This window comes from Bradyrhizobium icense, assembly GCF_001693385.1.
Taxonomy (GTDB): domain Bacteria; phylum Pseudomonadota; class Alphaproteobacteria; order Rhizobiales; family Xanthobacteraceae; genus Bradyrhizobium; species Bradyrhizobium icense.
In genome coordinates, this window is sequence record NZ_CP016428.1 from 8275881 (window position 1) to 8301925 (window position 26045).

23 protein-coding genes and 1 tRNA gene are annotated in these 26045 nt (G+C 62.7%); 16 read left to right on the forward strand and 8 right to left on the reverse strand.

What is annotated here, in order from left to right:
• The first annotated feature begins 39 nt into the window (after nucleotides 1-39).
• Together ggt and LMTR13_RS38365 are read left to right on the forward strand one after the other, a co-directional pair.
• Entirely contained in the window at nucleotides 40-1782 is a 1743-nt protein-coding gene (ggt, locus tag LMTR13_RS38360; protein ID WP_065732262.1) for a gamma-glutamyltransferase, read from the forward strand.
• Nucleotides 1783-1832: 50 nt separating this feature from the next.
• Complete coding sequence (locus tag LMTR13_RS38365) at nucleotides 1833-2729, forward strand: SDR family oxidoreductase (RefSeq protein WP_065732263.1); 897 nt, start codon at nucleotides 1833-1835, stop codon at nucleotides 2727-2729.
• Between the two features lie 68 nt (nucleotides 2730-2797).
• On the opposite strand, the gene LMTR13_RS38370 is transcribed toward LMTR13_RS38365, so the two are convergent.
• Nucleotides 2798-3463 carry a glutathione S-transferase family protein gene (locus tag LMTR13_RS38370; RefSeq protein WP_065732264.1) on the reverse strand — a complete coding sequence of 222 codons (666 nt, stop codon included), beginning with the start codon at nucleotides 3461-3463 and terminating at the stop codon, nucleotides 2798-2800.
• 150 nt (nucleotides 3464-3613) lie between these two features.
• Between LMTR13_RS38370 and LMTR13_RS38375 the strand changes: the two genes are divergently transcribed.
• The 3 genes from LMTR13_RS38375 to panE all read left to right on the forward strand — a co-directional run bounded on the left by LMTR13_RS38375 (nucleotide 3614) and on the right by panE (nucleotide 6023).
• Nucleotides 3614-4222, forward strand: a complete 609-nt coding sequence (locus LMTR13_RS38375) for a DUF2239 family protein (RefSeq protein WP_065732265.1) — start codon at nucleotides 3614-3616, stop codon at nucleotides 4220-4222.
• A gap of 122 nt (nucleotides 4223-4344) precedes the next feature.
• On the forward strand, nucleotides 4345-4950 hold the full coding sequence (locus tag LMTR13_RS38380) for a 2-hydroxychromene-2-carboxylate isomerase (protein ID WP_065732266.1): 606 nt from the start codon (nucleotides 4345-4347) through the stop codon (nucleotides 4948-4950).
• Between the two features lie 149 nt (nucleotides 4951-5099).
• Nucleotides 5100-6023, forward strand: a complete 924-nt coding sequence (gene panE / locus LMTR13_RS38385; protein WP_065732267.1) for a 2-dehydropantoate 2-reductase — start codon at nucleotides 5100-5102, stop codon at nucleotides 6021-6023.
• 147 nt (nucleotides 6024-6170) lie between these two features.
• Here panE and LMTR13_RS38390 read toward each other — a convergent pair whose 3' ends face one another.
• Together LMTR13_RS38390 and LMTR13_RS38395 are read right to left on the reverse strand one after the other, a co-directional pair.
• Nucleotides 6171-6752 (reverse strand): c-type cytochrome, encoded by a 582-nt coding sequence (locus LMTR13_RS38390; protein WP_065732268.1) that lies wholly within the window; start codon nucleotides 6750-6752, stop codon nucleotides 6171-6173.
• 90 nt (nucleotides 6753-6842) lie between these two features.
• Nucleotides 6843-8105, reverse strand: coding sequence for a PQQ-dependent sugar dehydrogenase (locus LMTR13_RS38395; RefSeq protein ID WP_065732269.1), 1263 nt, complete (start codon nucleotides 8103-8105; stop codon nucleotides 6843-6845).
• A 448-nt stretch (nucleotides 8106-8553) separates the two neighbouring features.
• On the opposite strand from LMTR13_RS38395, the gene LMTR13_RS38400 reads away from it, so the two are divergent.
• Entirely contained in the window at nucleotides 8554-11193 is a 2640-nt protein-coding gene (locus LMTR13_RS38400) for a DUF2235 domain-containing protein (RefSeq protein ID WP_065732270.1), read from the forward strand.
• Nucleotides 11194-11292: 99 nt separating this feature from the next.
• Here the strand turns inward: LMTR13_RS38400 and LMTR13_RS38405 are convergent.
• Nucleotides 11293-11367, reverse strand: a tRNA-Gly gene (locus LMTR13_RS38405).
• Between the two features lie 466 nt (nucleotides 11368-11833).
• On the opposite strand from LMTR13_RS38405, the gene trxA reads away from it, so the two are divergent.
• The 3 genes from trxA to LMTR13_RS38420 all read left to right on the forward strand — a co-directional run bounded on the left by trxA (nucleotide 11834) and on the right by LMTR13_RS38420 (nucleotide 13818).
• Nucleotides 11834-12757 (forward strand): thioredoxin, encoded by a 924-nt coding sequence (gene trxA / locus LMTR13_RS38410; protein WP_065732271.1) that lies wholly within the window; start codon nucleotides 11834-11836, stop codon nucleotides 12755-12757.
• A gap of 76 nt (nucleotides 12758-12833) precedes the next feature.
• Complete coding sequence (locus tag LMTR13_RS38415; RefSeq protein WP_065732272.1) at nucleotides 12834-13508, forward strand: LON peptidase substrate-binding domain-containing protein; 675 nt, start codon at nucleotides 12834-12836, stop codon at nucleotides 13506-13508.
• A 112-nt stretch (nucleotides 13509-13620) separates the two neighbouring features.
• A complete protein-coding gene (locus tag LMTR13_RS38420; protein ID WP_065732273.1) occupies nucleotides 13621-13818 on the forward strand; it encodes a Trm112 family protein in 198 nt (65 codons plus the stop codon).
• A gap of 70 nt (nucleotides 13819-13888) precedes the next feature.
• On the opposite strand, the gene LMTR13_RS38425 is transcribed toward LMTR13_RS38420, so the two are convergent.
• Entirely contained in the window at nucleotides 13889-15106 is a 1218-nt protein-coding gene (locus LMTR13_RS38425; protein WP_065732274.1) for a ubiquinone biosynthesis hydroxylase, read from the reverse strand.
• A gap of 211 nt (nucleotides 15107-15317) precedes the next feature.
• On the opposite strand from LMTR13_RS38425, the gene tesB reads away from it, so the two are divergent.
• Nucleotides 15318-16178, forward strand: a complete 861-nt coding sequence (gene tesB / locus LMTR13_RS38430) for an acyl-CoA thioesterase II (protein WP_065732275.1) — start codon at nucleotides 15318-15320, stop codon at nucleotides 16176-16178.
• A gap of 3 nt (nucleotides 16179-16181) precedes the next feature.
• Here tesB and LMTR13_RS38435 read toward each other — a convergent pair whose 3' ends face one another.
• On the reverse strand, nucleotides 16182-17069 hold the full coding sequence (locus LMTR13_RS38435; RefSeq protein ID WP_065732276.1) for a DUF4339 domain-containing protein: 888 nt from the start codon (nucleotides 17067-17069) through the stop codon (nucleotides 16182-16184).
• 249 nt (nucleotides 17070-17318) lie between these two features.
• Here LMTR13_RS38435 and LMTR13_RS38440 point away from each other — a divergent pair, with 249 nt between their 5' ends.
• The 4 genes from LMTR13_RS38440 (at nucleotide 17319) to LMTR13_RS38455 (ending at nucleotide 21195) form a co-directional block, all read left to right on the forward strand.
• Nucleotides 17319-17657, forward strand: a complete 339-nt coding sequence (locus tag LMTR13_RS38440) for a P-II family nitrogen regulator (RefSeq protein WP_028348351.1) — start codon at nucleotides 17319-17321, stop codon at nucleotides 17655-17657.
• Nucleotides 17658-17791: 134 nt separating this feature from the next.
• The gene (locus tag LMTR13_RS38445; protein ID WP_236843527.1) at nucleotides 17792-19057 is read left to right on the forward strand and encodes an ammonium transporter; all 1266 of its coding nucleotides are present in this window, start codon (nucleotides 17792-17794) and stop codon (nucleotides 19055-19057) included.
• Nucleotides 19058-19375: 318 nt separating this feature from the next.
• Nucleotides 19376-19714 (forward strand): P-II family nitrogen regulator, encoded by a 339-nt coding sequence (locus LMTR13_RS38450; RefSeq protein ID WP_008142813.1) that lies wholly within the window; start codon nucleotides 19376-19378, stop codon nucleotides 19712-19714.
• A 38-nt stretch (nucleotides 19715-19752) separates the two neighbouring features.
• A complete protein-coding gene (locus LMTR13_RS38455) occupies nucleotides 19753-21195 on the forward strand; it encodes an ammonium transporter (protein ID WP_065732278.1) in 1443 nt (480 codons plus the stop codon).
• A 242-nt stretch (nucleotides 21196-21437) separates the two neighbouring features.
• Here LMTR13_RS38455 and LMTR13_RS38460 read toward each other — a convergent pair whose 3' ends face one another.
• Entirely contained in the window at nucleotides 21438-21848 is a 411-nt protein-coding gene (locus tag LMTR13_RS38460; protein WP_065732279.1) for a type II toxin-antitoxin system VapC family toxin, read from the reverse strand.
• Nucleotides 21845-22081, reverse strand: coding sequence for an AbrB/MazE/SpoVT family DNA-binding domain-containing protein (locus tag LMTR13_RS38465; RefSeq protein ID WP_065732280.1), 237 nt, complete (start codon nucleotides 22079-22081; stop codon nucleotides 21845-21847). Before LMTR13_RS38465 ends, LMTR13_RS38460 begins: the two co-directional genes overlap by 4 nt.
• 170 nt (nucleotides 22082-22251) lie before the next feature.
• Between LMTR13_RS38465 and LMTR13_RS38470 the strand changes: the two genes are divergently transcribed.
• Together LMTR13_RS38470 and LMTR13_RS38475 are read left to right on the forward strand one after the other, a co-directional pair.
• A complete protein-coding gene (locus tag LMTR13_RS38470; protein ID WP_065732281.1) occupies nucleotides 22252-23478 on the forward strand; it encodes an aminotransferase class I/II-fold pyridoxal phosphate-dependent enzyme in 1227 nt (408 codons plus the stop codon).
• Between the two features lie 12 nt (nucleotides 23479-23490).
• On the forward strand, nucleotides 23491-25935 hold the full coding sequence (locus tag LMTR13_RS38475) for a DNA translocase FtsK (RefSeq protein WP_065732282.1): 2445 nt from the start codon (nucleotides 23491-23493) through the stop codon (nucleotides 25933-25935).
• The last annotated feature ends 110 nt before the right edge of the window (nucleotides 25936-26045 follow it).

The following is a 26045-nucleotide window of genomic DNA, read 5'->3' on the forward strand; positions in this document are numbered from 1 at the left end:
CCCATGCGCCACACAGGCTCAAACTGCGGCGGATTTTCGATGACTATCTTTCAAATCACCCGGCGCAAGGCGATTGCTGCAATCGTGTTGGCATTCGCCTGCGGCGCAACCGCTTTTGCGCAGGAGCGCCGCTTTTATTCGCCGCCGGACCTCTCCGCCATTCGTGCCGTTCCAGCCGAGCACGGCATGGTGGTCGCCCAGGAGAGGATCGCGGCGGAAGTCGGCGCCGACATCCTCCGGCAGGGCGGCAACGCGGTTGATGCCGCGGTCGCGACCGGCTTTGCGCTTGCCGTCACCTATCCACGCGCCGGAAATATCGGCGGCGGCGGCTTCATGGTGATCCATTCGGCCAGCCGCAACGAAGACGTCGCGATCGACTACCGCGAGACCGCACCGGCCGCGACCACCCGCGATATTTTTCTGGGACCGGATGGCAAGCCCCATGCCGACAGGTCGCGCAATTCCGCGCTCGGTATCGGCGTGCCCGGCACGGTGGCCGGATTGGCGCTGGCGCTGGAGAAGTACGGTTCCGGCCGCTTCACGCTCGCGCAAATCCTCAAGCCCGCCATCGAGCTGGCACGAGACGGTTTTGTGATCGCCGACGACACCGCCGACACGCTGCCGGACATGTATCGCCGGATGGCGCGCTGGCCGAACGCGGCCAAGGCGCTCTCCCGCGACGACGGCACGGCGCTGCGAGAGGGCGACCGTCTGGTTCAGTCCGATCTCGCGGCAACGCTGTCGGCGATTGCCGAGCAGGGGCCGCGCGGATTCTACCAGGGGCCGGTCGCCGAACGGCTGGCAAAAGCCGTCCGCGATGCCGGCGGCATCATGACGGCGGACGATCTCAAATCCTACGAGGCGGTGATCCGCAGTCCCGTGCGCGGCAATTATCGCGGCTACGATATCGTGTCGATGCCGCTGCCCTCGTCGGGCGGCACGGTGCTGTTGGAGACGCTGAACATTCTCGAAGGGTTTGCGATGGCCGACATGAAGCAGGGCTCGGCGCCCTCGTTGCATGTCATGATCGAGGCGATGAAGCGTGCTTACGCCGACCGGGCGCGCTATCTCGGCGATCCCGCCTTCGTCAATGCGCCGGCGAATATCCTGATCGCGAAGGACTACGCGGCAAAGCAACGCGCCAGCATCGACCTTGCGCGCGCTACGCCCGCCGATGCGTTGTCCGTGAGCTTGCCGCGCGAGGGCAGCAATACGACGCATTATTCCGTCGTCGACTCCGGCGGCAATGCGGTCAGCAATACCTATACGCTGAATTTTTCTTATGGAGTCGGCCTCGTCGCCGATGGCACCGGCGTGCTGCTCAATAACGAACTCGACGACTTCACCGCAGCACCGGGTGCGGCAAACGCGTTCGGCCTGGTCGGCTTCGAAGCCAATTTGCCGGGCCCGGGCAAAAGGCCGCTTTCGTCGATGTCGCCTACCATCGTGCTGAAGGACGGCAAGCCGGTGCTGGTCACGGGTTCGCCGGGTGGTAGCCGCATCATTTCAGCCGTGCTGCAGGTCGTGGTCAACGTGCTCGACTACAAGATGGACGTCGCCGCCGCCGTGGCCGCGCCCCGGTTGCACCATCAATGGATGCCGGATGTGGTGCGCGTGGAGCGCGGCTTCCCGCAAGAAACGCTGGATGCGCTAAAGGAGAAGGGCCATCTGGTGATCGAGCCGCTCGGCCAGACCTCGGCCAATTCGATCGCCGTCACGCCCAGCGGCCTGCTCGGCGCCCCCGATCCGCGCACAAGAGGAGCGGCGGCGGTAGGGCATTAGAGAACAGTGCGTCCCTTACGTGGTATCTTTCTTTCGCAGGAGATTTTCAGATGACTTCCCTCAAAGGCAAGACGCTGTTCATCTCGGGCGCCAGCCGCGGCATTGGGCTGGCGATTGCGCTTCGCGCCGCGCGTGACGGCGCCAATGTCGCGATTGCGGCGAAGACCGCCGAGCCGCATCCGAAACTCCAGGGCACGATCCACACCGCGGCGGAAGAAATTCGCGCCGCCGGCGGCAAGGCGTTGCCGGTGCTGTGCGACATCCGCGACGAGGCGCAGGTGATCTCGGCGATCGAGCAGACCGTCGCCGAATTCGGCGGCATCGACATCTGCGTCAACAACGCCAGCGCCATCAGCCTGACCAACTCGCAAGCAACCGACATGAAGCGGTTCGACCTGATGATGGGAATCAATACCCGCGGCACCTTCATGGTGTCGAAGTACTGCATTCCGCATTTGAAGAAGGCGGAAAACCCGCACATCCTGGTGCTGTCGCCGCCGCTCGACATGAAGACGAAATGGTTCGAGCATTCGACCGCCTATACGATGGCGAAGTTCGGCATGAGCATGTGCGTGCTGGGCTTGTCGGGTGAGCTGAAATCCGCAGGCGTCGCGGTCAATGCGCTGTGGCCGCGCACCACGATCGCGACCGCCGCGGTCGGCAACCTGCTCGGCGGCGAAGCCATGATGCGCGCCAGCCGCACGCCCGAGATCATGGGCGATGCGGCTCACGCGATCCTGACCAGGCCGGCGCGGGAATTCACCGGACAGTTCTGCATCGACGACAAGGTGCTGTACGCCTCCGGTGTCAGGGATTTCGAGCGTTATCGCGTCGACCGTTCGGTGCCCTTGATGTCGGACTTCTTCGTTCCCGACGACGACGTGCCGCCGCCCGGCGTCACCGTGCAGGCGCTGCCCTCGGTCGGCGCGGCGCAGACATCGCGCTAGAGGAAAGCGGAGTATGTGAAGTTGCGAAAGTGGATTGTCATCGACGCGCCCCGGAATGACCGATGCGGCTAGCGTCCGACCACGTACGGCCCGCCCTTCTCAAGCGCACGCGCATAGGCCGGCCGCGCGTGGATGCGTTCGAGAAACGCCATCGCTTTGGGATGGCCCTGCTCCAGCCCGCCGCGTGCCGCAGCCGCTTCCAGCGGAAAGCTCATCTGGATATCGGCGGCGGTGAATTCATTGCCGGCGAACCATTCGCTCTTGCCGAGCTCGCTCTCCCAGTAATCCATGTGCTGCTTGAGCTGCGGGTTGACCAGGGTGGTCAGCGCCGTGTTGGAAACCTTGCGCACCAGCGGCCGCAACAACGCCGGCGCGCGCTTCGGCATCAAGGTGAACAACAGCTTCAGGAGCAGCGGCGACATCGCGGAGCCTTCCGCGTAGTGCAGCCAATAGGTGTAGCGCAGCCGCTCCGGCGTGTTCGGCGGCGGGATCAGGCGGCCGTTGCCATAGGTGCCGATGACGTATTCGCAGATCGCGCCGGACTCGGCGATCGTGTTGCCGTTGTCGGTAATGACGGGCGATTTGCCGAGCCGGTGAATGGCGCGCAGCTCCTTCGGCGCGCGCATGTCCGGCTGGCGCTGATAGCGGACGATCTCGTAAGCGACGCCAAGCTCTTCGAGGAGCCAGAGCACACGCTGGGAGCGTGAGTTGTTGAGATGATGAACCGTCAGCATGGCGTCCCCCCAAAGTTGGCGTGGCGTTGGTGCCAGCCAGAGGATGGAAAGTCGAGACGGGCGAGCCAAGTCAAGATATTTACCCGGGTGATATTGACAACAAAATTTATCCGGGTAAATACATTGCGCCGAAAATCCAGAGTATCTCCAATGGCTGACAAGACCCGTCCCCTGTTCACAGCCTTCAACGGCCCGCAACGCCTGGCGGCAGGCCCGCTCGCCGAGGTCGCGCTGGCGGTGATGCAGGCGTCCCGCAGGCCTGCCGTGCTGCCGATCATCATATTCAGCGACGCGACCGGCCAGCCGATCGATCTCGACCTTCGCGGCACCGAACACGATGTCATTGCCCGCCTGCCTCAACCGGCCTCGCCTGGGCAAGTCGAAGCCGATGAGCCTGCGGCGGCGGAGCCGCGCGGACGAGGTCGGCCAAAACTCGGCGTGGTCGCGCGCGAGGTGACGCTGTTGCCGCGCCATTGGGAATGGCTCGGAGCGCAGCCCGGCGGCGCGTCGGTAGCCTTGCGCAAGCTCGTCGACGAGGCGCGCCGCAACAATGGCGATGCGGACCGTGCCCGCGCGGCAAGGGACGCCGCCTATCGCTTCATGTCCGTGATGGCCGGCAACCTTGCGGGCTTCGAGGAAGCCTCGCGGGCATTGTTCGCCGATGACCGGCGGTGCTTCGTCGGCCTCGTCGCCGGCTGGCCCGACGATATCCGCGACCACGTCGTCAAACTCGCCTTCAGCGATCGCGCCGAACCATAGGCGCAATCGCCCTCTAACCGATTTCGCCCGCCACGCCCTCCAGAATATTACGATCGTCATAGTGCTGTGGACGGACCGGCTACCTTGCGTCACAATGCGCCAAAACATCCGAGGAGACTGCCGTGGGCTCAAATCCGCAATTTCTGTTCGATTTCGGCAGCCCTAACGCCTTCCTCAGCCATGAAGCGATTCCGGCGATCGAAAAGCGCACCGGCGTGAAGTTCGAGTATGTGCCGATCCTGCTCGGCGGCATTTTCAAGGCCACCAACAACAAGTCGCCTGCCGAAACGCTCGCCGGCATCAAGAACAAGCGCGAATTCTATGCGCTGGAAACCGAACGCTTCGTGAAGCGCTTCGGGGTCAAGCCCTACATCTGGAACCCGTTCTTCCCGGTCAACACGCTGAACCTGATGCGCGCGGCGGTGGCCGCGCAGCTCGAAGGTGTGTTCGAGAAATATGTCGATGCTGCCTTCCACCATATGTGGGTCGAGCCAAAGAAGATGGATGACCCCGACGTCGCTGCCAAGGCGCTGGCCTCGTCGGGCCTCGACGCCGCCAAGCTGCTGGCGCGCGCGCAGGATGCGGATGTAAAGGCCAGGCTGATCGAGAATACGCAAAACGCGGTCGACCGCGGCGCGTTCGGCTCGCCGACGTTCTTCGTCGGCAAGGAAATGTTCTTCGGCAAGGAGCAGCTTCGTGAAGTTGAGGAAATGATTTCGGGAAAGTAACGCCCCGATTCGACTGTTCGGCGAGAAGTGGTAAAGAAGCGAATGGTGAGTAGCGAGTAGCGAATAGTTGGGAGTCGATAGCAGCCGGCATCTTCCTGCTCGCTACTCGCCATTCGCCTTCCAAGACCAACAACAAAGGAAGTTGATCCATGCGTATTCTCGTGGTCGGCGCCGGCGCCATCGGCGGCTATTTCGGGGGCAGGCTGCTTCAGGCAGGAAACGATGTGACGTTCCTGGTCCGGCCGAAGCGCGCTTCGGAACTCGCAAGCGCAGGTCTCGTCATCAAGAGCCCCGCCGGCGACGTGACGCTCGAGAAGCCGCCGACCGTACAGTCCGACAGACTCACCGAGACATTCGACGTCGTGCTGTTAAGCTGCAAGGCGTTCGACCTGGAGGATGCGATCAAGTCGTTTGCTCCTGCGGTCGGGCCGCAAACCGCGATCATCCCGCTGCTCAACGGCATGCTGCACCTCAAGGTCCTGGACAAGAAATTCGGCGCCGACCGCGTGCTCGGCGGCCTCTGCGCCATCGCGGTGACGCTCAACGAGGCCCGCGAGGTGGTCCAGCTCGCGCCGATGCAGTCGCTCAATTTCGGCGAGCGCGACGGCTCGATGTCGGAGCGGGTGCGTGCGATTGCAAACGTGTTCGAGAGCGGCAAGTTCGGCGCCGCAGCCAGCGAACACATCATGCAGGACATGTGGGAGAAGTGGGTTTTCCTTGCTTCGCTTGCGGCCTCGACCTGCCTGATGCGCGCCTCGGTCGGCAACATCCTGGCGGTCGCCGGCGGCAAGGATTTTCTGCTCGGCATGCTCGACGAATGCAGCGCGATTGCAAAGGCGTCGGGCTATGAGCCGACCGGACCGTTCTTCCAGCGCACCAGCGGCCTGTTGACGACCGAGGGCTCGCCGATGACCGCCTCGATGTTCCGCGACGTCAAAGCAGGCCTGCCGGTCGAAGCCGATCACGTGATCGGCGATCTCGTCGCGCGCGCCGACGCCGCCAAGATCCCGGTGCCGAAGCTACGCATCGCCTATACGCATCTGAAGGCATATGAGAAGCAGCGCTCAGCGTAGCCATCCCGACTTTATCTCGGTCGTCCCTGCGAAGCGCAGGGACCCATACGCCGCGGCCTGCGGAAATGGCACACGGGAGATTGCTTTGCTTCAACGGCTGAGTGCAGTGGTTATGGGCCCCTGCGTTTCGCAGGGACGACGAGCCGCCTAGAGATGCGCAAGATAATGCGCGAGGGCTTCGATCTCTTCCTCGCTGAGGGAATAGGCGACATCCGTCATCGCAGCCATCGCGCCGCCGGATCGCACTCCCGATTTGTACTCGCGCAGCGCCTTGACCAGATATTCCTCGCGCTGGCCGGCGACGCGGGCGACCCCCTTGGTACCGGCATAGCTATCGGTGTGGCATGAGGCGCAACGCCGGCCGGCGGCCGCCTGCGCCCCCTTTTTGGAGAGATCGGGATTGTCGTCGGGCTTCGATGCCTTCGGCGGTTCGAGCGAGGCGTAGTAGGCGCCGAGGTTGCGGATGTCCTCATTGTTGAGCTGTTCGACGATCGGCTGCATCTGCTCGTTCTTGCGGGTGCCGGCACGAAAGAACACGAGCTGCCACTGGATGAATTGATCAGGCTGCGCCGCCAGCGAGGGCGTATTCTCGATCTGCGAAATACCACCCTCGCCATGACAGCCGACGCACAGCTCGGCTTTCGCCTTGCCGGCAGCGATATCGGCGGCGTGAGCGAGCGGCACGCATATCATGAGCGCCAGCAGCGACCCCATCAATGCACTTCGCATTTCAATACTCTCCGCCCTACGCATCAAGACAACAGAGGCTGCGGCCACCCGTTCCCCGGGGGCAAACCGCAGCCTCTGCCAGTTCAAACCCTACTTCTTGGTGTAGCTGATGCGATAAATCGCACCGGCCCAGTCGTCCGCCACCAGGATCGAACCATCCTTGTCGAGGATGATATCGTTCGGACGGCCGAGATAGCCCTGGTCGCCTTCGAGCCAGCCAGAGGCAAAGATCTCCGATTTGGCGTTCTTGCCGTCGGCATCGACGATGACCCGCTTGATCCGGGCGCCCTGATATTTATGCCGATTCCAGGACCCGTGTTCGGCGATCAGGATATTGTTCTTGTACTCGGCCGGGAATTGATCGCCGGTATAGAACTTCATGCCGAGCGGCGCCACGTGCGCGCCGAGATTGACCACGGGCGGCGTAAATTCCGAGCACTTGTGACCCATCGCGAATTTCGGGTCCGGCATATCGCCCTGGTGGCAATAGGGATAGCCGAAATGCTCGCCGATCCTGGAGATCATGTTGAGCTTGTCGCTCGGCATGTCGTCACTGATCCAGTCGCGTGCATTCTCAGTGAACCAGTATCGCCCACTGCGTGGATCGATGTCGCCGCCGACGCTGTTGCGGACGCCGAGCGCCCAGATTTCGGCATTGCCGGTCTTGGGATCGACGCGGCGTATTTGCGAAACGCTGGTCGGCGGAATGCCGATGTTGAAGGGAGGTCCGAACGGCAGATAGAACCAGCCATCCTTGTCGACCGTGATGTATTTCCAACCATGGGCGATGTAGGACGGCATGTCGTCATACACCACCTTGCCGGCGCCCAGGTTGTCGAGATTGGCCTCGGCGTTTTCGTATTTGATCAGCTTGTCGACCGCGATGACGTAGAGCGCGCCATCGAGAAAGGCGAGGCCGGTCGGCATCTTGAGACCCTTAAGGATGGTCTTGACCTCTTTCTTGCCGGCATTGTCCTTGATTGCGTAGACGTTGCCGAGGTCGAACGAGCCGACGAACAGCGTGCCCTTGTCGCCCCACGCCATCTGCCGCGCGGACAACACGCTAGACGCATAAACTTCGATCTTGAAGCCGTCGGGCAGCTTGATCTTCTTCATCAGCGCCGCCAGTTCTGCGTCCGAGGCGCCTGTCGGGGGCCCTGACGGCGGAGCGAGGCCCTTTTGCTCCTCGGTCTCATCGCCGAGGAACCAGTCTGGCGGTGGGTTGGTCCAGAAATCCTTGGTGCCGGACTCGTATTTCTTCAGGGCCTTTTGTTGCGCGGGAGCCTGGCTGGCTCCCGCAACAACAAGGATTGCTGCGAGCGCAAGAATAGATCGATTGAAAGCCGATTTCATCGCGTCACTCCCCTATGCAGCCTGGCGGCTGCGCCTGTTATTATTTTGAGCGTTCGAAAGGCGAACGTGGTCTGGTGAAGTGCAACAGACGCGAAAATGGTAGCACATCCTCTGCCGGAGAGAAACGCGCGCCACGCGGCTCTGTCCGGCCAAGACAAATTGTGAGACGGATTGCCAAGCCGCACGCTCAATCCGCTCTCGCGCGCGCTGCATCGCAATATTCGTGTTGAGCTAACGCGCCTCTTTACTGCAAGACGCACGAGTGGGCAGCGTTCCACATCAAGCGATCGCGTGCGTTGTAGGGCCAAGTGATACTCAAGTGATACTCAAGCGATAAACGAACGACGCAATTGTGGCCCATTTCATACAGCAGCGGATGAATCCCTGAGAAAACCCTCTCCTGACAAAATGTCTGTCTCCCCTCCGCCGGGTTTGAGCGAGCGTCCGTATGGCGAACAAGCGGATCATCCTGCTCTCGGACGGCACCGGTAACTCCGCCGGCAAGGTCTGGCGCACCAACGTATGGCGCGTCTTCGAATCGCTTGATCTGACAAGTTCGCAACAGATCGCATTTTACGACGACGGGGTCGGCACCTCCTCCTTCAAGCCATTCGCGATCCTGGGCGGCGCCTTCGGCTTCGGCCTGAAGCGGAACGTGCTCGACATCTACAAGTTTGCCTGCCGCAACTACCGCTCGCATCTCGACTATCTGGCGCTCGAGGCTGCCGCTGCGAAGGCCGAGGGTCGCGAGGAGAGATACGGTCCCTGGCAGAGCGACGACATATTTGCATTCGGGTTCAGCCGGGGCGCCTTCACCATCCGCGTGGTCAACGGACTGATCTGCGAACAGGGCCTGGTGAAATACCAGACCGAACAAGAACTCGATCGAAAGGTCGCTGCGGCCTACCGCGCGCACCGGGCAGAGACGTTCAAATCGCGGTTTCAAGTCGAATGGGTGTTTCGAAAACTGCGCAACCTGTTCGTATCAGCCAAGCACGACAAGAGCGAGCGCCCGGTCGGTCACATCGCTTTCCTCGGCCTGTGGGATACCGTGGCCGCCTACGGCTTGCCCATCGACGAAATGACGCGCGGCGTCAGCCGCTATCTCTGGCCGCTCGAACTGCCGGACCGGCAGCTTCATCCCTTGGTGCGCAAGGCGTGCCATGCGCTCTCGCTCGACGATGAGCGCACCACGTTTCATCCGCTGCTGTGGGACGAGAGTCCGGAAATCGTTGTCACCGGCACCCGGAAAACAAGTTCGGAACGAATCACGCAGGTCTGGTTCGCCGGCGTTCACTCCAATGTCGGCGGCGGATATCCGGACGACTCGCTCGCCCATGTGTCGCTGACCTGGATGTTGTCAGAGGCGCGCAGCCGCGGCCTCACCTTGAAGGCGGCACCGGGAGCCGATCCCGACGCGTTTGCGCGGGTGCGGTCGACCCAGGACAAGGACGGCCGCATCTACGATTCCCGCAACGGGCTTGGCGGTTACTACCGCTACGGGCCACGGAGCGTGGCCGCGCTGTCGGATACCAAATTTTCCGACGACAAGCGCGATTGCGTGAAGATCGCAATTCCGAAAGTTCACGAAAGCGTATTCGATCGGGTTTCCGTCGATGCGCATCTCTATGCGCCGGTCTCACTGCCGCCGGTCTATGAAATATTGACCTACGACGAGAGGATCGTCGCCCCGGACAAGCTGACCGTCCCGCCGGGCAGACCGAAATATGAGAGCCCGGCCTCCGCCCGTCAGCGCGAGTTCACCCAGGAGCATGTCGTCGGAAGTTCGATCTGGCGGCGACGCATCATCTATTTCCTGACCGTCATCGCGTCGCTCTATCTGCTGACCTATCCGCTTACATCGACCGCGCCGGCCGCCGCCGAATTTACCACGCCCTTGCGGCCGCTTTCCGATCTCATTCGCATGGTCGGGCTCGCGTTGCCGGGCGCAGCCTCGCGCTGGATCAACGCCTATGCGAGGGAGCCGCTCTGGTTTGTGCTTTGCGCCAGCCTTGTGGCCCTGCTGCTATGGTTGAGCGCCAGCCTCAAGGACCGCATCACCGACCAGATGCGCCGCGCATGGCGGGTGAGCCTTGCAAAAGTCGACTTGCACCGGAGCGAATCCAAATCCCGGCTCGGCCTGAGCCCATCGCAAATGGCGGTCTTGGCCGGCCTGGCGTTGATCGCGCTCTATCCGATACCGGGCTGGATCGGCTACAGCTTGCCAAAGCTATCTGCCTCGCCGCAGACTTTCATCGACCGGATAACCCATCCCTATTTCCAGTTCTTCGCCTTTGCCGTCCTGGTCACCATGTTGCTCGGCGACAGGACCATCGCGCGCTTCAGACTGAAGGACGCCTACCGGCGATTGCTCACCAACATCAAACTCAAGGTCGCGCCTGCATTCTTCGCGGTTTTCTTCCTGGTCGGCGGCGTCGCTTTCGCCAGCCACTATCTTTTCAACATTCGCGATAGCCTTGGCCACTTCTGCCAGCCGGCGGAGAGGCCGATCACGCTGGAGGTGTGCGACCCCGACGATATGAAGCTTTGCAAGCGGGCACCCGACGGCAGCTTCCCGGGCACCTGCACGTCGGCGGCGTGCCGAGGGATCGACTTCGTCGCATTCGATACCGCCGACCTTTGCACGCCTGTCGGCGTCATGCTCGAGAGGCGCGGACAGTATCAATTCATTCTGGAGAAGGATGGCGACTGGTCGTTTCTCGGTGCGCCTTCAGGCCCTGGCGGAATGCCGCTCCGCGCGTTCCTGCCCAACTGGAAGAAGGACGGTGTAACCGATCCGACCGCCGCACTGGGCCGATTTGCTTTGCTGGCGGCGGCTTACCCGCTCAAGCGAACGCTCGACCGGCCCTTTGGCCGCGTTATCCTTCGCTACGGCGAGACCGGCAATGAGGAGAACTTCATCGATGGCGAGGCAGCGAACGGCCGTATCGAGGAGAAATTCAGGGCGACCCGCGACGGGCAATTGTTCGTCTATCTGAACCAGCCGGTCAGCGGCGTCTTTCCCGGTCTGTTTGGCCGCGTGAACTCCGGCAAGGCCAAAATATGGGTCTATCGTATTCCCAGGTGAGCCTGCCGAGGGCGCATCCGGGTTGTCGGGCGCGGCAAACGAAAGGCCGCCAAAATGGCGGCCTGTCGTTGGATCCAGTACGTCCGATTTTAGAAAATCTGGAGCGGGCGAAGGGGCTCGAACCCTCGACCCCGACCTTGGCAAGGTCGTGCTCTACCACTGAGCTACACCCGCATCCGAGATGGCGGCGATCGCTCGCCGTCAACGGCAGACCTATGCCAAATGCGGACTGCGAATGCAACAGTCCGCGTACGGTCCGAAGTTTTTCCGGATGGTCCGATTTCTTAACAAATAGGCTCGAATCCGCCCGAAACAACGCCAAAATGGAATTTATCGGCCTTCGGGCCGTCGCCGGGAACCCAGGATGGCCTTGCCCTAGCGTGACAGCCGATTCGCGGCGACTGGCCGCGGGACCACCGAGCCGGTTGGAAATGCCGGCCGGAACGGCCGTCGGACCCTTCATTCGCCGAATGTCCCATGGTCAGCAGAGCTTGCAGGGGACAGCAAAGCCCGGACCGATTGATTTTTGCGGCCAAGCCGCCATCTAGCGAACGAGAAACTGGTTCCGGACCGTGCTAGAAGCAGCCGGACCCGCAGCGGACTTTCTGCGTTCCTTCTCGAGACATCAGGCGAGGATACCGTGACGATAGTTGAGCAGGGCGGCGGCCCGGCGCCGCAGGCAGCACCCGATCTGATCAAGGAGACGACCACCCAGACCTTCGTGAAGGATGTCATCGAGGAATCGAAGCGGCAGCCGGTGCTGATCGACTTCTGGGCGGAGTGGTGCGGTCCCTGCCGCCAGCTCACGCCGGTGCTCGAAAAGGCGGTCCGGGCGGCCAAGGGAAAGGTCAAGCTGGTCAAGATGAACATCGACCACCATCCGGCCATTCCCGGCCAGATGGGCATTCAGTCGATCCCGGCCGTGATCGCTTTCGTCAACGGTCAACCCGCCGATGGTTTCATGGGCGCGGTGCCGGAGAGCCAGGTCAACGCCTTCATCGACAAGCTCACCAAGGGCATGACGGCGCCGGGCGAGCCGAACATCGCGGAAATCCTGAAAGAGGCTGAGGCCGTGCTGGCGGAGGGCGATCCGGCCGCCGCAGCACAGATTTATGCCGAGATACTGGGTTTCGATGCTACCAATATCGCCGCGCTGGCAGGACTGGCAAAGTGCTACGTGACGACGGGCGCGATCGAACAGGCCAAGCAGACCTTGGCGATGGTGCCGGAATCGAAGCGCAACGACGCCGCCGTCAAGGCGGTGCAGGTCTCGATCGACCTCGCCGAACAGGCGCAGTCGGTCGGCCCGGTTACCGAGCTCGAACAAAAGGTCGCCGCAAACCCGCTCGACCATCAGGTGCGATTCGACCTGGCGACGGCGCTCAATGCCCTCGGCAAGCGCGCCGAGGCGACCAACCAGTTGCTGGAAATCGTCAAGCGCGATCGAAAATGGAACGATGACGGCGCGCGCAAGCAACTGGTGCAGTTCTTCGAGGCATGGGGCGGCGCCGACGAAGCGACCGTCGAGGGACGAAAGCGGCTGTCGACGATTCTTTTCTCGTAGGGCGTAGTCCACAAGAGTGGGCCATGGTTTTGTGAAGAGAGCACACGCCAAACCAACGAACTGACCGGGACTGCAGATGCCGATCAATGCCGACTACCGCGGACCCGGCGAGCTTCCCGAAATCATTCCGGTGTTTCCGTTGCCGGGCGCGCTGTTGCTGCCGCGCGGCCAGATGCCGCTCAACATTTTCGAGCCGCGCTATCTGGCGATGGTGGACGACGCGCTGCGCGACGGCCACCGGCTGATCGGGATGATCCAGCCGGACATTTCCCACACCAGGGACGAGGCAAGGCCCGAGCTGTTCCGGGTCGGCTGCGTCGGCCGCATTACCCAGCTCGCCGAATCCGGCGACGGCCGCTATATCCTCGAGTTGACCGGGGTCGCCCGCTTCAAGGTGATCGAGGAAATCGCAGCACTGACGGCGTACCGGCAATGCAAGGTGGACTTCTTCCCCTATGCCGACGATTTCGTCGCGCGCAAGGGCGAAGAGGAAGTCGACCGCACGGCCCTGCTCGATGTGCTGAACGATTTTCTCAAGGCCAACAATCTGAAGGTGGATTGGGAGGGTATCGAGAGCGCGCCGAACGAGGCGCTGGTCAACGCGCTCGCGATGATGTCGCCCTATGGTCCGGCGGAGAAGCAGGCGATGCTGGAGGCGCCCGACCTGAAAACCCGCGCCGAGATCCTGATCGCGGTGACCGAAATGGACCTCGCCAAGAAGGGCACCAGCGGCGACACCGGGCTGCAGTAAGCCTTTAATACCCGCCACGGCGAGCACGACGACGGCGCCGAGCGCTTTATGTCGGCGTCATGACATCGCGCGATCTTGTATGCTAAGGACCACATCAGTCCGGAGAGAGTAAATGAACGCCGCGCCCGAACGCCTCGAAGGCACCGTCGATCCAAAACTGCTGGAGATCCTGGTCTGTCCGGTGACCAAGGGTCCGCTCGAATTCGATTCGACCCGGCAGGAACTGATTTCGCGTTCCGCCAAGCTCGCCTATCCGATCCGCGACGGCATCCCGATCATGCTGCCGGAAGAGGCAAGGAAGATCGATTAGCGGAATTGGCGAATCGTGAATAGCGAATAGCAAGATTCCATTCGCCACTCCCTATTCGCCATTCGCCCCTTTACAACGCCTCGCCCTTCAGCAACCGCGGCACTTCACCTGACAACCCCGCAGCCTGGCGGATGAACAGGTTCTTCAGCGGCGGTGCGCGATCGACGAGGCCGAGCCCGATATCGCGCACGGTGCGCAGCAGCGTCGATTCGTTGGAGAACAGAAAATTCAGCGAGTTGGTCGCAACGCCCATCGCCATGGTGTCGAACCGCCGCCAGCGCTGATAGCGGTCGAGCACGTCGGCCTGGCCGGGATCGATGCCGAGCCGGGCTGCATCCACCACGACTTCGGCCAGCGCTGCGACGTCCTTCAGGCCCATGTTGAGGCCCTGCCCCGCGATCGGATGAATGACGTGCGCGGCGTCGCCGACCAGCGCGAGCCGCTCGGCGATGAAGGAGCGTGCGACGAAATAGCCGAGTGGAAATGCACGCGGCTTGTCGAGCGCCTTGATCTCGCCGAGGTGCAGGCCGAAACGCTTCTCGAGTTCATCGTGGAATTCGGCTTCGCCGAGCGCCGTGATGCGTGCGGCCTCGGTGCGGCTCTCGGTCCACACCAGCGACGAGCGCTTTCCGCTCAGCGGCAGGATCGCAAACGGGCCGGCGGGAAGAAAATGCTCTTCGGCGCGGCCGTGATGATCCCGTTCATGGCCAACAGTGACGACGATGCCGGATTGATCGTAGTCCCAGCCATGGGTGGCAATGCCGGCGCGCTCGCGCAACCGCGAGCGGGCGCCGTCGGCAGCGACCAGCAGGCTTGCCTCGATGACATTGCCGTCGGCGAGCGTCACGGTGACGCCATCGGAACGTGAATCGTAGGTCGAAACGGCGGTTGCCCGGAGATCGATGCCTTCGACCTCGGCGCGCTCGACCAGCGCGTCGATCAGGCGGCGATTCTCGACCATGTGGGCAAACGGCTCGCCGGGCTCGACATCTCCCGCAAACGTCAGGAATACCGGGCGTGTCGCGTCATCCAGCCTCGAATCGGTAACGACCATGTCGAGGATGGCTTGCGAATCCGACACCTTGTTCCAGACGCCGAGCGTCTCGAACAGCCGCCGGCAGGCGGCCACAATGGCGGTCGCGCGTGGATCGCGGCTCGGCCGCACCGCGAGCGTAGGATCGGCGACGATAACCGGAATTTCCGCGCCAAGACCCTGGCGCAGCGCCAGCGCCAGCGCCAGCCCGGCAAAGGCGCCGCCGCATATGACAATACTTCGCTGTGTCGCCATGCGATCCGTACCCGGTTACGCCCTCAGACCAGACTTGCTACCTGATAATAGCTGGGCGAAACAGGGCCGAGAAACAAGGTCCTTAACCAGACGTCATTCCGGGGCGCGCGCCAGCGCGAACCCGGAATCCAGAGGTTTGGCACGAGATTCCGGGTTCGCCTGTTCGAGGAGCCCCGGAATGACGGCGCCTCCACGAATTGAAAGCACCACCATGTCCAAAGGCCTGATTGACCTGATTTCCATTCTCGATCTGGAGCCGCTCGAGGTGAACCTGTTCCGAGGCAACAGCCCGAAGACGAGCTGGCAGCGGGTGTTCGGTGGGCAGGTGATCGGGCAGGCCATGGTCGCGGCGTGCCGCACCGTCGAGGGCCGCCTGCCGCATTCGATCCATTGCTATTTCATCCTGCCGGGCGATCCGCAGATTCCGATCATCTACCAGGTCGAGCGGTTGCGCGACGGCAAGAGCTATTCGACCAGACGCGTCACCGCGATCCAGCACGGTAACGCCATTTTCTCCATCATGGTCTCGTTTCACGCCGAGGAAGCAGGCGCGTTCGACCACCAGGACCAGATACCGGACGTGCCGCCGCCGGAAAAACTCACGGCGGAGGAGGTGGCAAAACAACCGATGTTCCGCGAGATGCCGGAATTCATCCGCCGCTATTACGAATCCGACCGGCCGATCGAACTGCGCCCGGTCGAGCTCGGCCGCTATTTCGGCCAGAAGATCGACGACGGGCGCATCCATGTCTGGATCCGCACTGCAGCCAAGCTGCCGGACGATCCGGCGCTGCATCTGTGCGCGCTGGCCTATGCGTCGGATTTCTCGCTGCTTGATGCGGTAATGGCGCGCTACGGCCGCACGCTGTTCGACAAGCGCATGATGCCGGCCAGCCTCGATCATGCGATGTGGTTTCACCGGCCGTTCCGCGCCGACGAATGGCTGCTCTATGCGCAGGACTCTCCGAGCGCGCAAGACGGCCGCGGCTTGACCCGCGGCCTGATCTTCAAGCCCGATGGCACGCTGGTCGCGTCCGTCGCCCAGGAAGGCTCGGTGCGCCAGCGCAAGTGAGGCTCACGCGTTCGCGTACGCGCCGCGCTCCGCCAAAACAGTCTGCGACGCGAGCCACTGCGACATCCATCGATACACCCAGGGTATCGGGATGATGAAGAAGAAGCCGATCACAGCCACGATGGCGCGCCAAAGAAACTCCAGTCCGCTGCCGATGAAGAGGACTTCACGCCGCGTGCCTTGGATGTTCCGGCAAAACCATCGCAGCCAGGCGACATACACCCAGGCCCACCCGACAATCGTGATGATGGAGATTACGGCCAGAATGGACCATCCGACATAGGCCCACACCGAACCGGAGAAGCTGAACCCGAGCGGCTGTCCGTTGGACGAAAGGTTCGCGACCAACCACTTCACGAAAAGCCAATAGAGTCCAAGCTGACCGAGACTGACGAGATTGCTGAGCCACTCGATGCCAGTCAGTCCGACCCCGATGATCACGACGGCAGCCCCGAAATACCAGGGCACGATCGTCATCGCCTCGCCTTCGAAGCCGAGGTTCGGGCGCCCCGGCACCTTCACGCACGAGACAATCCACTTGGTGTACCACACCAGGACCCACGGTCCGGGGATGATGAAGATGAGGCCGAGCACGAGGACGAGTGTGCGCCAGACAAACTCCAGAATTCCGAAATCGATCGACAGCGGGCCTCCGCTATAGCTTCCGGCCATTTGTGGAGGGCCGCCGGGTTGCGCGAAAGAGGGCGGGCCCGATCCGCCTGGTATCAGCCCCGGGATTTCTCCCGCCCGCTGCCAGCCTGACATTCCCTCGGTCCAGACCAGCGTATCCGCCCCGACCATGCCGCGGGTAATGAGGTCGCGAAGCTGCGCCTCCGGATAAGGGCCCTGTTGCTGGCCATTGGCTGCATAAAACCACGATCGGTTCGACATTTTATTTCCTTGAGCCGTGGAAAATGGAGGGAGCCGGCGGGCGGCTGGGAGTGAAACCACATTTTGGCGGACGTGACAGGTGCCTGTACAGTGATCGATGTCACCAGCTCGAAATGTTTTCCCCTTCTACCTGCAACTTTTTTGTGCCATTTGCCCAGAAAGATGCCAGATTTGCGTCGGCGGTCCGCCGTCGGGGCACTCAGCCTGCCGCGTGCTCAAAAAATACCCCAGAGAAATGAAGGCCTGACCATGAAACTCGTCGTCGCGATCATCAAACCTTTCAAGCTTGACGAGGTACGCCAGGCGCTGACGGCCATCGGCGTCCACGGCATGACGGTGACGGAGGTCAAGGGCTATGGCCGCCAGAAGGGTCACACCGAAATCTATCGCGGCGCCGAGTATGTCGTGAACTTCCTGCCCAAGCTCCGAATCGAAATCGCGGTCGCCTCCGACGTTGCGGACAAGGCGGTCGAGGTCATTACCGCGAACGCGCGTACAGGGCAGATCGGCGACGGCAAGATCTTCGTCACGCCGATCGACCATGCGCTGAGAATCCGCACCGGCGAGACCGATAGCGACGCGCTCTGAGACATCACCGAACTTCAGGGCGCGGCGGCAACGACGCCGAATGCGCGAAGCCAAGAAACGGCAACGAAACGACAACAGGCCGGGGGAATTTTATGGGGGCACCATCGTATCGCGCAGCAGGCAATGCTGCGTTCATGACGCTTGCGGCGAGCTTCGCACTCATCACGCCGGCTCAGGCCGAGACGTCCACCATCAATGCCGCCGACACCGCGTGGATGATCGTTGCCACCGCGCTCGTGCTGATGATGACGATACCGGGCCTGGCGCTGTTTTATTCCGGCATGGTGCGAAAGAAGAACGTGCTGGCGACCATGGCGCAAAGCCTCGCCGCCGTCGCAATCATCTCGCTTCTCTGGGTGGCCTTCGGCTATTCGCTGGCTTTTGTCGGCGATGGCGCCTTGATCGGCACGCTCGACCGCTGGTTTCTGATCGGCATGACGATGGAAAGCGTCAATCCGGCGGCCAAGACGATTCCGGAAGCGCTTTTCATGCTGTACCAGATGACGTTTGCGATCATCACGGTGGCGCTGGTGGCGGGCGCGGTGGCCGACCGGATGCGGTTTTCGGCCTATCTCCTGTTCTCCGTCGGCTGGTTCATGTTCGTCTATGTGCCGCTCGCGCACTGGGTATGGGGCGGCGGCTTCCTTGCGACCAGCGGCGTGCTGGATTTCGCCGGCGGACTCGTCGTGCATCTTTCCGCCGGCGTCGGCGGGCTGGTAGCGGCGATGGTGGTAGGCCGGCGTCATGGCTATGGCAGCGAGAACCTCGCGCCGTTCGACCTCTCGCTCGCCGTGATCGGCACCGGATTGTTGTGGGTCGGCTGGTTCGGCTTCAATGGCGGATCGGCGCTGGCCGCGAATTCGCGCGCGATCATGGCGATCACCGCGACGCATCTGGCCGCCTGCGCCGGCGCGCTGACCTGGGCCGCGATCGAATGGGCGACGCGGCGCAAACCGTCAGTGCTCGGCATGATCTCGGGCGCGATTGCGGGCCTCGGCACAATCACGCCGGCCTCCGGATTCGTTGCGCCGTGGCACGGCGTCGTCATTGGCATCGTCGCGGGAACGCTCTGCTTCTGGGCCTGCACCTGGCTCAAGCAGCGCTTCAAGTATGACGACTCGCTCGACGTGTTCGGCGTCCACGGCATCGGTGGATTGACCGGCACATTGCTCGCCGGCGTCTTCGCGGTGAACGCAATCGGCGGCACTAGCGGCCTGATCGAGGGTAACGCTCAGCAGGTACTGACCCAGCTCTATGGCGTCGCGGTTACCTTCGCCTGGTGCGGCGGCGTCACCTTTGTCCTGCTCAAGCTGGTGGGCGTGTTCGCGCCGCTACGGGTGTCACTGCAGCAGGAGCTGGAAGGCCTCGACATCTCGCAGCATGGCGAAGCCCTGCAGTAGTCCACCCACCCAAGTACCGTTCAAGTACCGCTTTCTTGCCCTGCTGCTGAGCACGATTGCGTCGGCCGTCAGGCCCTGCCCATGTTTTGGGCAGGCCTGACTACGCTTTGGGCGCGACGGAATGGCGCAGGAAGATGCAATTCCCGCAAAGAGCGAAAAGGCCCGGATTCATAATCTGTTAGGGGACGATCCCGATCTGGCACGGCATTTGATTCTAACGGTCCCGGCTGTGCCCGCGTAGTGAACATCTCCGCGTGGTGAACCTCAGTCGAGAACGCCCGGTCCGCCCGACCCGGGCCCAAGCGGGGACCAAGACCCATGAAAATTGTTATGGCGATCATCAAGCCATTCAAACTCGAAGAAGTCCGCGACGCCCTGACCGCCATTGGCGTTCACGGTCTGACGGTGACGGAAGTCAAAGGCTATGGCCGCCAGAAGGGCCACACTGAAATCTATCGCGGCGCCGAATATGCCGTGAGCTTCCTGCCCAAGATCAAGATCGAGGTCGCAGTCGCCTCGGACCAGGTCGACAAGACCATCGACGCCATCACATCAGCCGCCAAGACCGGACAGATCGGCGACGGCAAGATCTTCGTCATCAACCTCGACCATGCGGTTCGCATCCGCACCGGTGAGGCGGATGCCGCGGCCCTCTGATTTCGCGCACAAACCTTACCACTCAGGAGTAGAATCAAATGACGTTTAAACGTCCCTATAGCGCGGGATTGGCGGCCTTCGCAGTCGGCCTGTTCGCCGCGACCGCTGCCTACGCCGAACCGACCGTCAACAAGGGCGACAACGCCTGGATGATGACGTCGACGGTGCTGGTGCTGTTGATGACCATTCCGGGCCTGGCGCTGTTCTATGGCGGTCTCGTCCGCTCCAAGAACATGCTCTCGGTCTTGATGCAGGTCTTCTACACCGTCTGCATCGCCATCCTGCTCTGGGCGCTCTATGGCTACAGCCTCGCCTTCACCGGCGGTTCCGACTTCATCGGCGGCTTCTCCAAGGCTTTCCTGATGGGCGTGACCCCGGATTCGAAGGCAGTGACCTTCAGCGTCGACGCCAACATCTCCGAGTTCATCTATATCTGCTTCCAGATGACCTTCGCGGCGATCACGCCTGCCCTCATCGTCGGCGCTTTCGCCGAACGCATGAAGTTCGCGGCGATCGCGCTGTTCGTTCCGCTGTGGATCACGCTGATCTACCTCCCGATCGCGCACATGGTCTGGTACTGGGCCGGCCCGGACGCGATCACGGATGCAGCCAAGGCGCTTGCCGCGGCGGCTGACGGCGCGGCGAAGACCGCGGCGCAGGCCAAACTCGACGAGATCAACGCCGACGCCGGCTGGATCTTCAAGAAGGGTGCGATCGACTTCGCCGGCGGCACCGTGGTGCACATCAACGCCGGCATCGCCGGTCTGGTCGGTGCGCTCCTGATCGGCAAGCGCGTCGGTTACGGCAAGGAACTGATGGCTCCGCACTCCCTCACCATGAGCATGATCGGCGCTTCGCTGCTCTGGGTCGGCTGGTTCGGCTTCAACGCCGGCTCGAACCTGGAAGCCTCCGGCGGCGCCGCGCTTGCCATGACCAACTCCTTCGTTGCGACCGCAGCGGCGGCGATGGCCTGGATGTTCGCGGAATGGATCGTCAAGGGCCACCCTTCCGTGCTCGGTGCGTTGTCGGGTGCGGTGGCGGGCCTCGTGGCGGTCACGCCCGCGGCCGGCTTTGCGGGTCCGATGGGTGCGATCGTGCTCGGTCTCGTGGTCGGCGTCGTCTGCCTGTTCTTCTGTACTGTGGTGAAGAACTCGCTCGGCTATGACGACTCGCTCGACGTGTTCGGCGTCCACTGCGTCGGCGGCATCGTCGGCGCGATTGGCACCGGCATCCTGGTGAATCCCGCACTCGGCGGCACTGGCGTCATGGATTACGTCGCCGGCAAGATCGCGGACTACGACTTCGTCGCGCAGATGACTTCGCAGCTCTGGGGTGTCTGCACCACGCTGGTGTGGTCCGGCATTGGCTCGGCGATCCTGTTCAAGGTCGTCGATGTGATCGTTGGGCTGCGTGTCAACGTCGAGACCGAGCGTGAAGGCCTCGATGTCACCGAGCACACCGAGCGCGCCTACAACATGTAAGTTCTCCCGGGGTGCGATCTCCAAGAAGGGGTCGCATCCACAACTCCGGTTCGGGCACATACCCGGCAATGCCCTGACCGTTGAGGGGCTCCAGCGCAAGCTGGAGCCCCTTTCTTTTTGCTTCGGCTCCCCAAGAAAGGATTGCAAGACCGGACGAGAGCCGTCGAAGTGGCAGGAACAACAGAACCGGGAGGGCGCTGCCGGCGTGTGAGCGGCTGCCGGGTCGGCGGCGCTGCCGGCCGCTATCCTCCGCTTTCTGACGGCGTGATCAGCTCAACTGTCGGAAAATAGGTGCGGTAGCGCCGCGCATCCCGCGTCAGGAGTGGCCGCTGCTCGACTGCGGCGTGAGCGCCGATAAAAAAGTCGGACAGTACGCCGGTGCGAGGGCCGGCGCTGCGGTACCTCAGGTAAGCCTTGCCCGCGAGAAAAAGTGCGGAACGCGGGATCGTTACCACATTGATTTCCAGGTTGCGGAGCATCGCGTCCACATCTTCGACAGCAGAGTAGCGTGTCGAGATCTCCGCGTAGATGACGTCATTGATGATAAGCGGCCCAACCGAAGCCGCTTGCTCGAGCTGTCCCTGCGACCAGTCCGCCCACGTTTCGCCGTCGGTGACGACGTCCAAGAGGACGTTCGAATCGACCAATGTCATTCCGGTTCGCCGCGGAGGAGAGCCATTAGTTCGTCGGTCGTCATGCCCGGGCCGGCTGACCCGCGCGCTTTGGCAAACCTGCTCGGCGGCCGAGGCCCGTCAGCTTTCTCGATGACCACGCCGCCATCGGCGCTGCGGCGAAAATCCACCCGACTGCCGGGTTGGATTCCCAAATAGTCGCGGACTGGCTTCGGAATTGTCACTTGGCCCTTGCGGGTGACTGTCGTTGTCATCGCTCGATCTCTAGGTAATACCAGAATAGTATATGGTAATACCTCGCAAATTGTCTAGTGCGGCCGATGGTTAATCGCGTCTTAACCTCGCCGTATCTATGGTGGTTTGATGGGTTTCCGGGGCTCGCTTAAGCCCTTTGACTGCTTTTGAAAGTGCTGGCGTTTCAGACATGGCAATGACCGCCTCTTCCGGCGTGGCGCAGGGCGCCGGCAGCGCACCCCCTGCCGGTCAGGCCGAACGCTCGCCGTTCTTGCGCACGACCGAGCTGCTGGCGCCCTACCAGCCGGCCAAGCCATTGATTACGCTGTCCCTCGGCGAACCGCAGCACCCGGTGCCCGACTTCGTCGGACCGGTCCTAGCGAAACACATTGCTGAGTTCGGCCGCTATCCACTAGCCAAGGGCATCGAGCCGTTCCGGCGCGCCGCCGCCAACTGGCTTTCAACCCGGTTCCAGCTCCCCCGCCCGATCGACCCCGAGAGCGAAATCCTGGTGCTGAACGGCAGCAGGGAGGGGCTGTTTTTCGCGGCGATTACCGCCGCCCGTTACGTTGGACCGCGCAAGGGCAGGCCCGCGATCCTGATGCCCAACCCGTTCTATCCGGCCTATGGCGCGGGCGCCCGCGCCGCCGGTTGCGAACTGGTCTACCTGCCGACCACGCGCGCCAACGGATTCCTGCCGGACCTCGATACGCTCGACGAAGCGACGCTGGCCCGAACCGTCGCGATGTTCATTGCCTCGCCCGCCAATCCGCAAGGCGCCGTCGCCTCGCGCGATTACTTCACGCGGCTGAAAGCCCTCGCCGACCGCTACGGCTTCATGATCCTGAGCGACGAGTGCTATTCGGAAATCTACACCAGGCAGGCGCCGGGCAGCGCGCTGGAATGCGCCGGGCCCGACTTCACCAATGTCGTTGCGTTCCAGTCGCTGTCGAAGCGCTCCAACCTGCCCGGCATGCGCGTCGGCTTTGCCGCCGGGGATAACAAGTTCCTCGCCGCCTTCCATGAGCTTCGCAACGTAGCGGCGCCGCAAGTGCCCGTGCCGCTGCAACACGTCGCGGTCGCCGCCTATAGCGATGAGACCCACGTCGAAGAAAACCGTCGCCTCTATCGCATCAAATTCGATCTTGCCGACCAGATTCTCGGCAGCCGATATGGCTACGCCCGGCCGGCCGGCGGCTTCTGCGTCTGGCTCGACGTATCCGAACACGGCGGCGACGAGGCGGCGGCGGTGAAACTCTACCGGGATGCGGGCGTTCGCGTGATCCCCGGAAGTTACCTGTCGCGGCTGCAGAACGACGGCTTCAATCCCGGCGCGGGCTACATCCGCCTGGCGCTGGTCTCCGACAGTGAATCAACGGCCGAGGCGTTGCATCGGCTGGTCGAAATTCTGAATTAATCGCAGGGCCCCATGAGCATGCCAGCGATCGAACGTGTCATTCCCCTGGTCGGCCACCTGCCGGTCTCGATCCGCGAGGCCCTGGCGCGGCGCCTGCGCGAGCTTGCCGGCCTCAGCTTGATCGCGCTATCCGGCGTGGCTGCAGCCGCGCTGATGACATGGTCGGTGCAGGATCCGAGCCTGAGCCACGCGACCTCGCGTCCGATCCGCAACGTCCTCGGCTACTCCGGCGCGATCGGCGCCGATCTGTTGATGCAGATTCTCGGTCTCGGCGCAATCATGCTGATCCTGCCCGTCGCGGTGTGGGGCTGGCGCATGCTGACCCATCGCGCCTTCGACCGCGAGGCGCTGCGCCTTGGGTGCTGGATTCTCTGCACCGTGATCGCGGCAGGCTTTGCAAGCTGCTGGCCGCGTGGCGGAGCGTGGGCGCTGCCGACCGGCCTTGGCGGCGTCGTCGGCGACGCGCTGGTGCGTGCACCCGCCGTGGTGTTCGGCCCGGCCGGCTTCACCTATCGCCTCGTGCTCGGCATCATCCTGTTCGCGGCGATGTGCGCAGCTTTTCTGTTCGCCTGCGGCTGGGGTTCGCGTCCGAAAGAAGAAGAGCTGACGCCGATCGAGGATGACGACACGCCTTTCGTTGAAGAAGAGGATCGCAGTTCAGTGTCGCTCGGATGGGTGTACCATGCCCTGATGAGCGCAAAGGCCCGGCTCGGATGGCTGATGGGCGTGGCCTACCGCTCGCTGGTGTCGAGTTCGCCGCCGCCTCGCACGTCCTCGTTTGAACGTCAGGAACCGAGCCTCCGCGGTCGCGCCGCACCGGCACTGGCCCCGCAGCAGGAGGAATTCGAGGACGAGGAAGAAGAGGAAGAAGACGACGAGGAAGTCCCGGTCGCCCGCGCTCCACGCAAGAAGCCCGCACCGCGTGCGGCGCGCAAATCCGACAAATTCGAACTGCCTTCGGTCTCGATGCTGACGGCGCCAAAGGCGTCAGACCGGCAGCCGCTCAGCAAGGCAGAACTGGAGGCCAATTCGCGCGCACTGGAAGGCGTGCTCGGCGATTTCGGCGTACGCGGCGAGATCGTCAAGGCCAATCCCGGCCCGGTCGTAACGCTGTACGAACTCGAACCGGCGCCCGGCATCAAATCCTCGCGCGTCATCGGTCTTGCCGACGACATCGCCCGCTCGATGAGTGCGCTTTCGGCGCGCGTCGCCGTGGTTGCCGGCCGCAATGCCATCGGCATCGAGCTGCCCAATGCGCACCGCGAAAAGGTTTACCTGCGCGAATTGCTGACCACAAAGGACAGCAATGAGTCGACGGTGAAGTTGCCGCTCTGCCTCGGAAAAAACATCGGCGGCGAATCCATCATCATCGATCTTGCCCGCACGCCGCACATGCTGATCGCCGGAACCACCGGCTCCGGCAAATCGGTCGCCATCAACACCATGATCCTCAGCCTGGTCTATCGCCTGAGGCCGGATCAGTGCCGCCTGATCATGGTCGATCCCAAGATGCTCGAGCTCTCCGTCTATGACGGCATACCGCATTTGCTGACGCCGGTCGTGACCGATCCGAAGAAGGCGGTGGTGGCGCTGAAATGGGCCGTACGTGAGATGGAGGAGCGCTACAAGAAAATGGCCAAGCTCGGTGTGCGCAACATCGACGGCTATAACCAGCGCCTCGTCGAAGCCAAGGCCAAGGGCGAGGAGCTGACGCGGACGGTGCACACCGGCTTCGACAAGGAAACCGGCAAGGCGATCTACGAGGAAGAAAAGCTCGAGCTCGAGCCGCTGCCCTATATCGTCATTATCGTCGACGAAATGGCCGACCTGATGATGGTGGCCGGCAAGGACATCGAAGGCGCAGTGCAGCGCCTGGCGCAGATGGCGCGCGCCGCCGGCTTGCACGTCATTCTCGCCACGCAGCGTCCCTCGGTCGACGTCATCACCGGCACCATCAAGGCGAACTTCCCGACCCGCATCGCATTCCAGGTCACGTCGAAAATCGACAGCCGCACCATTCTTGGCGAGATGGGCGCCGAGCAACTGCTCGGCCAGGGTGACATGCTCTATATGGCCGGCGGCGGCCGCATCAGCCGCGTGCATGGACCGTTTGCATCGGACGAAGAAGTCGAGAAGGTCGTGCGTCACCTCAAGACGCAGGGCGCACCGGAATATCTGGAAGCGGTCACCGCGGAGGAACCGAGCGAAGAAGACGGCGCGGTATTCGATTCCACCGGCATGGGCGGCGATGGTGGCGGCGATTTGTTCGCGCAGGCGGTGGCGATCGTCAAGCGCGACCGCAAGGCCTCGACCTCCTATATTCAGCGCCGGCTGCAAATCGGCTACAACCGCGCCGCCTCGCTGATGGAACGAATGGAACAAGAAGGCATCGTTGGCCAGGCGAATCACGCCGGCAAGCGTGAAATTCTGGTCGAGGAGGAAGAGGGCGGATTCTAAAGCGCCGAACGTGGATTCGGCGCAATGATTTCACGGAAAAACGATATCTCCTTTGGCCGAAAGCGCGATAAACTGACCGGCAGCGGGATGCCTCGTCGAATAGAGATCCG

What these genes read in the sequence shown, in the direction of transcription:
- LMTR13_RS38415 (WP_065732272.1), top strand. Translation starts at nt 12,834, where the DNA reads ATGCCGATCAATGCCGACTACCGCGGACCCGGCGAGCTTCCCGAAATC.
- LMTR13_RS38460 (WP_065732279.1), bottom strand. Translation starts at nt 21,848, where the DNA reads ATGACATTGGTCGATTCGAACGTCCTCTTGGACGTCGTCACCGACGGC.
- LMTR13_RS38470 (WP_065732281.1), top strand. Translation starts at nt 22,252, where the DNA reads ATGGCAATGACCGCCTCTTCCGGCGTGGCGCAGGGCGCCGGCAGCGCA.
- LMTR13_RS38365 (WP_065732263.1), top strand. Translation starts at nt 1,833, where the DNA reads ATGACTTCCCTCAAAGGCAAGACGCTGTTCATCTCGGGCGCCAGCCGC.
- panE (WP_065732267.1), top strand. Translation starts at nt 5,100, where the DNA reads ATGCGTATTCTCGTGGTCGGCGCCGGCGCCATCGGCGGCTATTTCGGG.
- LMTR13_RS38375 (WP_065732265.1), top strand. Translation starts at nt 3,614, where the DNA reads ATGGCTGACAAGACCCGTCCCCTGTTCACAGCCTTCAACGGCCCGCAA.
- LMTR13_RS38465 (WP_065732280.1), bottom strand. Translation starts at nt 22,081, where the DNA reads ATGACAACGACAGTCACCCGCAAGGGCCAAGTGACAATTCCGAAGCCA.
- ggt (WP_065732262.1), top strand. Translation starts at nt 40, where the DNA reads ATGACTATCTTTCAAATCACCCGGCGCAAGGCGATTGCTGCAATCGTG.
- LMTR13_RS38395 (WP_065732269.1), bottom strand. Translation starts at nt 8,105, where the DNA reads ATGAAATCGGCTTTCAATCGATCTATTCTTGCGCTCGCAGCAATCCTT.
- LMTR13_RS38435 (WP_065732276.1), bottom strand. Translation starts at nt 17,069, where the DNA reads ATGTCGAACCGATCGTGGTTTTATGCAGCCAATGGCCAGCAACAGGGC.
- LMTR13_RS38475 (WP_065732282.1), top strand. Translation starts at nt 23,491, where the DNA reads ATGAGCATGCCAGCGATCGAACGTGTCATTCCCCTGGTCGGCCACCTG.
- LMTR13_RS38445 (WP_236843527.1), top strand. Translation starts at nt 17,792, where the DNA reads ATGACGCTTGCGGCGAGCTTCGCACTCATCACGCCGGCTCAGGCCGAG.
- LMTR13_RS38370 (WP_065732264.1), bottom strand. Translation starts at nt 3,463, where the DNA reads ATGCTGACGGTTCATCATCTCAACAACTCACGCTCCCAGCGTGTGCTC.
- LMTR13_RS38425 (WP_065732274.1), bottom strand. Translation starts at nt 15,106, where the DNA reads ATGGCGACACAGCGAAGTATTGTCATATGCGGCGGCGCCTTTGCCGGG.
- LMTR13_RS38450 (WP_008142813.1), top strand. Translation starts at nt 19,376, where the DNA reads ATGAAAATTGTTATGGCGATCATCAAGCCATTCAAACTCGAAGAAGTC.
- LMTR13_RS38420 (WP_065732273.1), top strand. Translation starts at nt 13,621, where the DNA reads ATGAACGCCGCGCCCGAACGCCTCGAAGGCACCGTCGATCCAAAACTG.
- LMTR13_RS38400 (WP_065732270.1), top strand. Translation starts at nt 8,554, where the DNA reads ATGGCGAACAAGCGGATCATCCTGCTCTCGGACGGCACCGGTAACTCC.
- LMTR13_RS38455 (WP_065732278.1), top strand. Translation starts at nt 19,753, where the DNA reads ATGACGTTTAAACGTCCCTATAGCGCGGGATTGGCGGCCTTCGCAGTC.
- tesB (WP_065732275.1), top strand. Translation starts at nt 15,318, where the DNA reads ATGTCCAAAGGCCTGATTGACCTGATTTCCATTCTCGATCTGGAGCCG.
- LMTR13_RS38440 (WP_028348351.1), top strand. Translation starts at nt 17,319, where the DNA reads ATGAAACTCGTCGTCGCGATCATCAAACCTTTCAAGCTTGACGAGGTA.
- LMTR13_RS38390 (WP_065732268.1), bottom strand. Translation starts at nt 6,752, where the DNA reads ATGCGAAGTGCATTGATGGGGTCGCTGCTGGCGCTCATGATATGCGTG.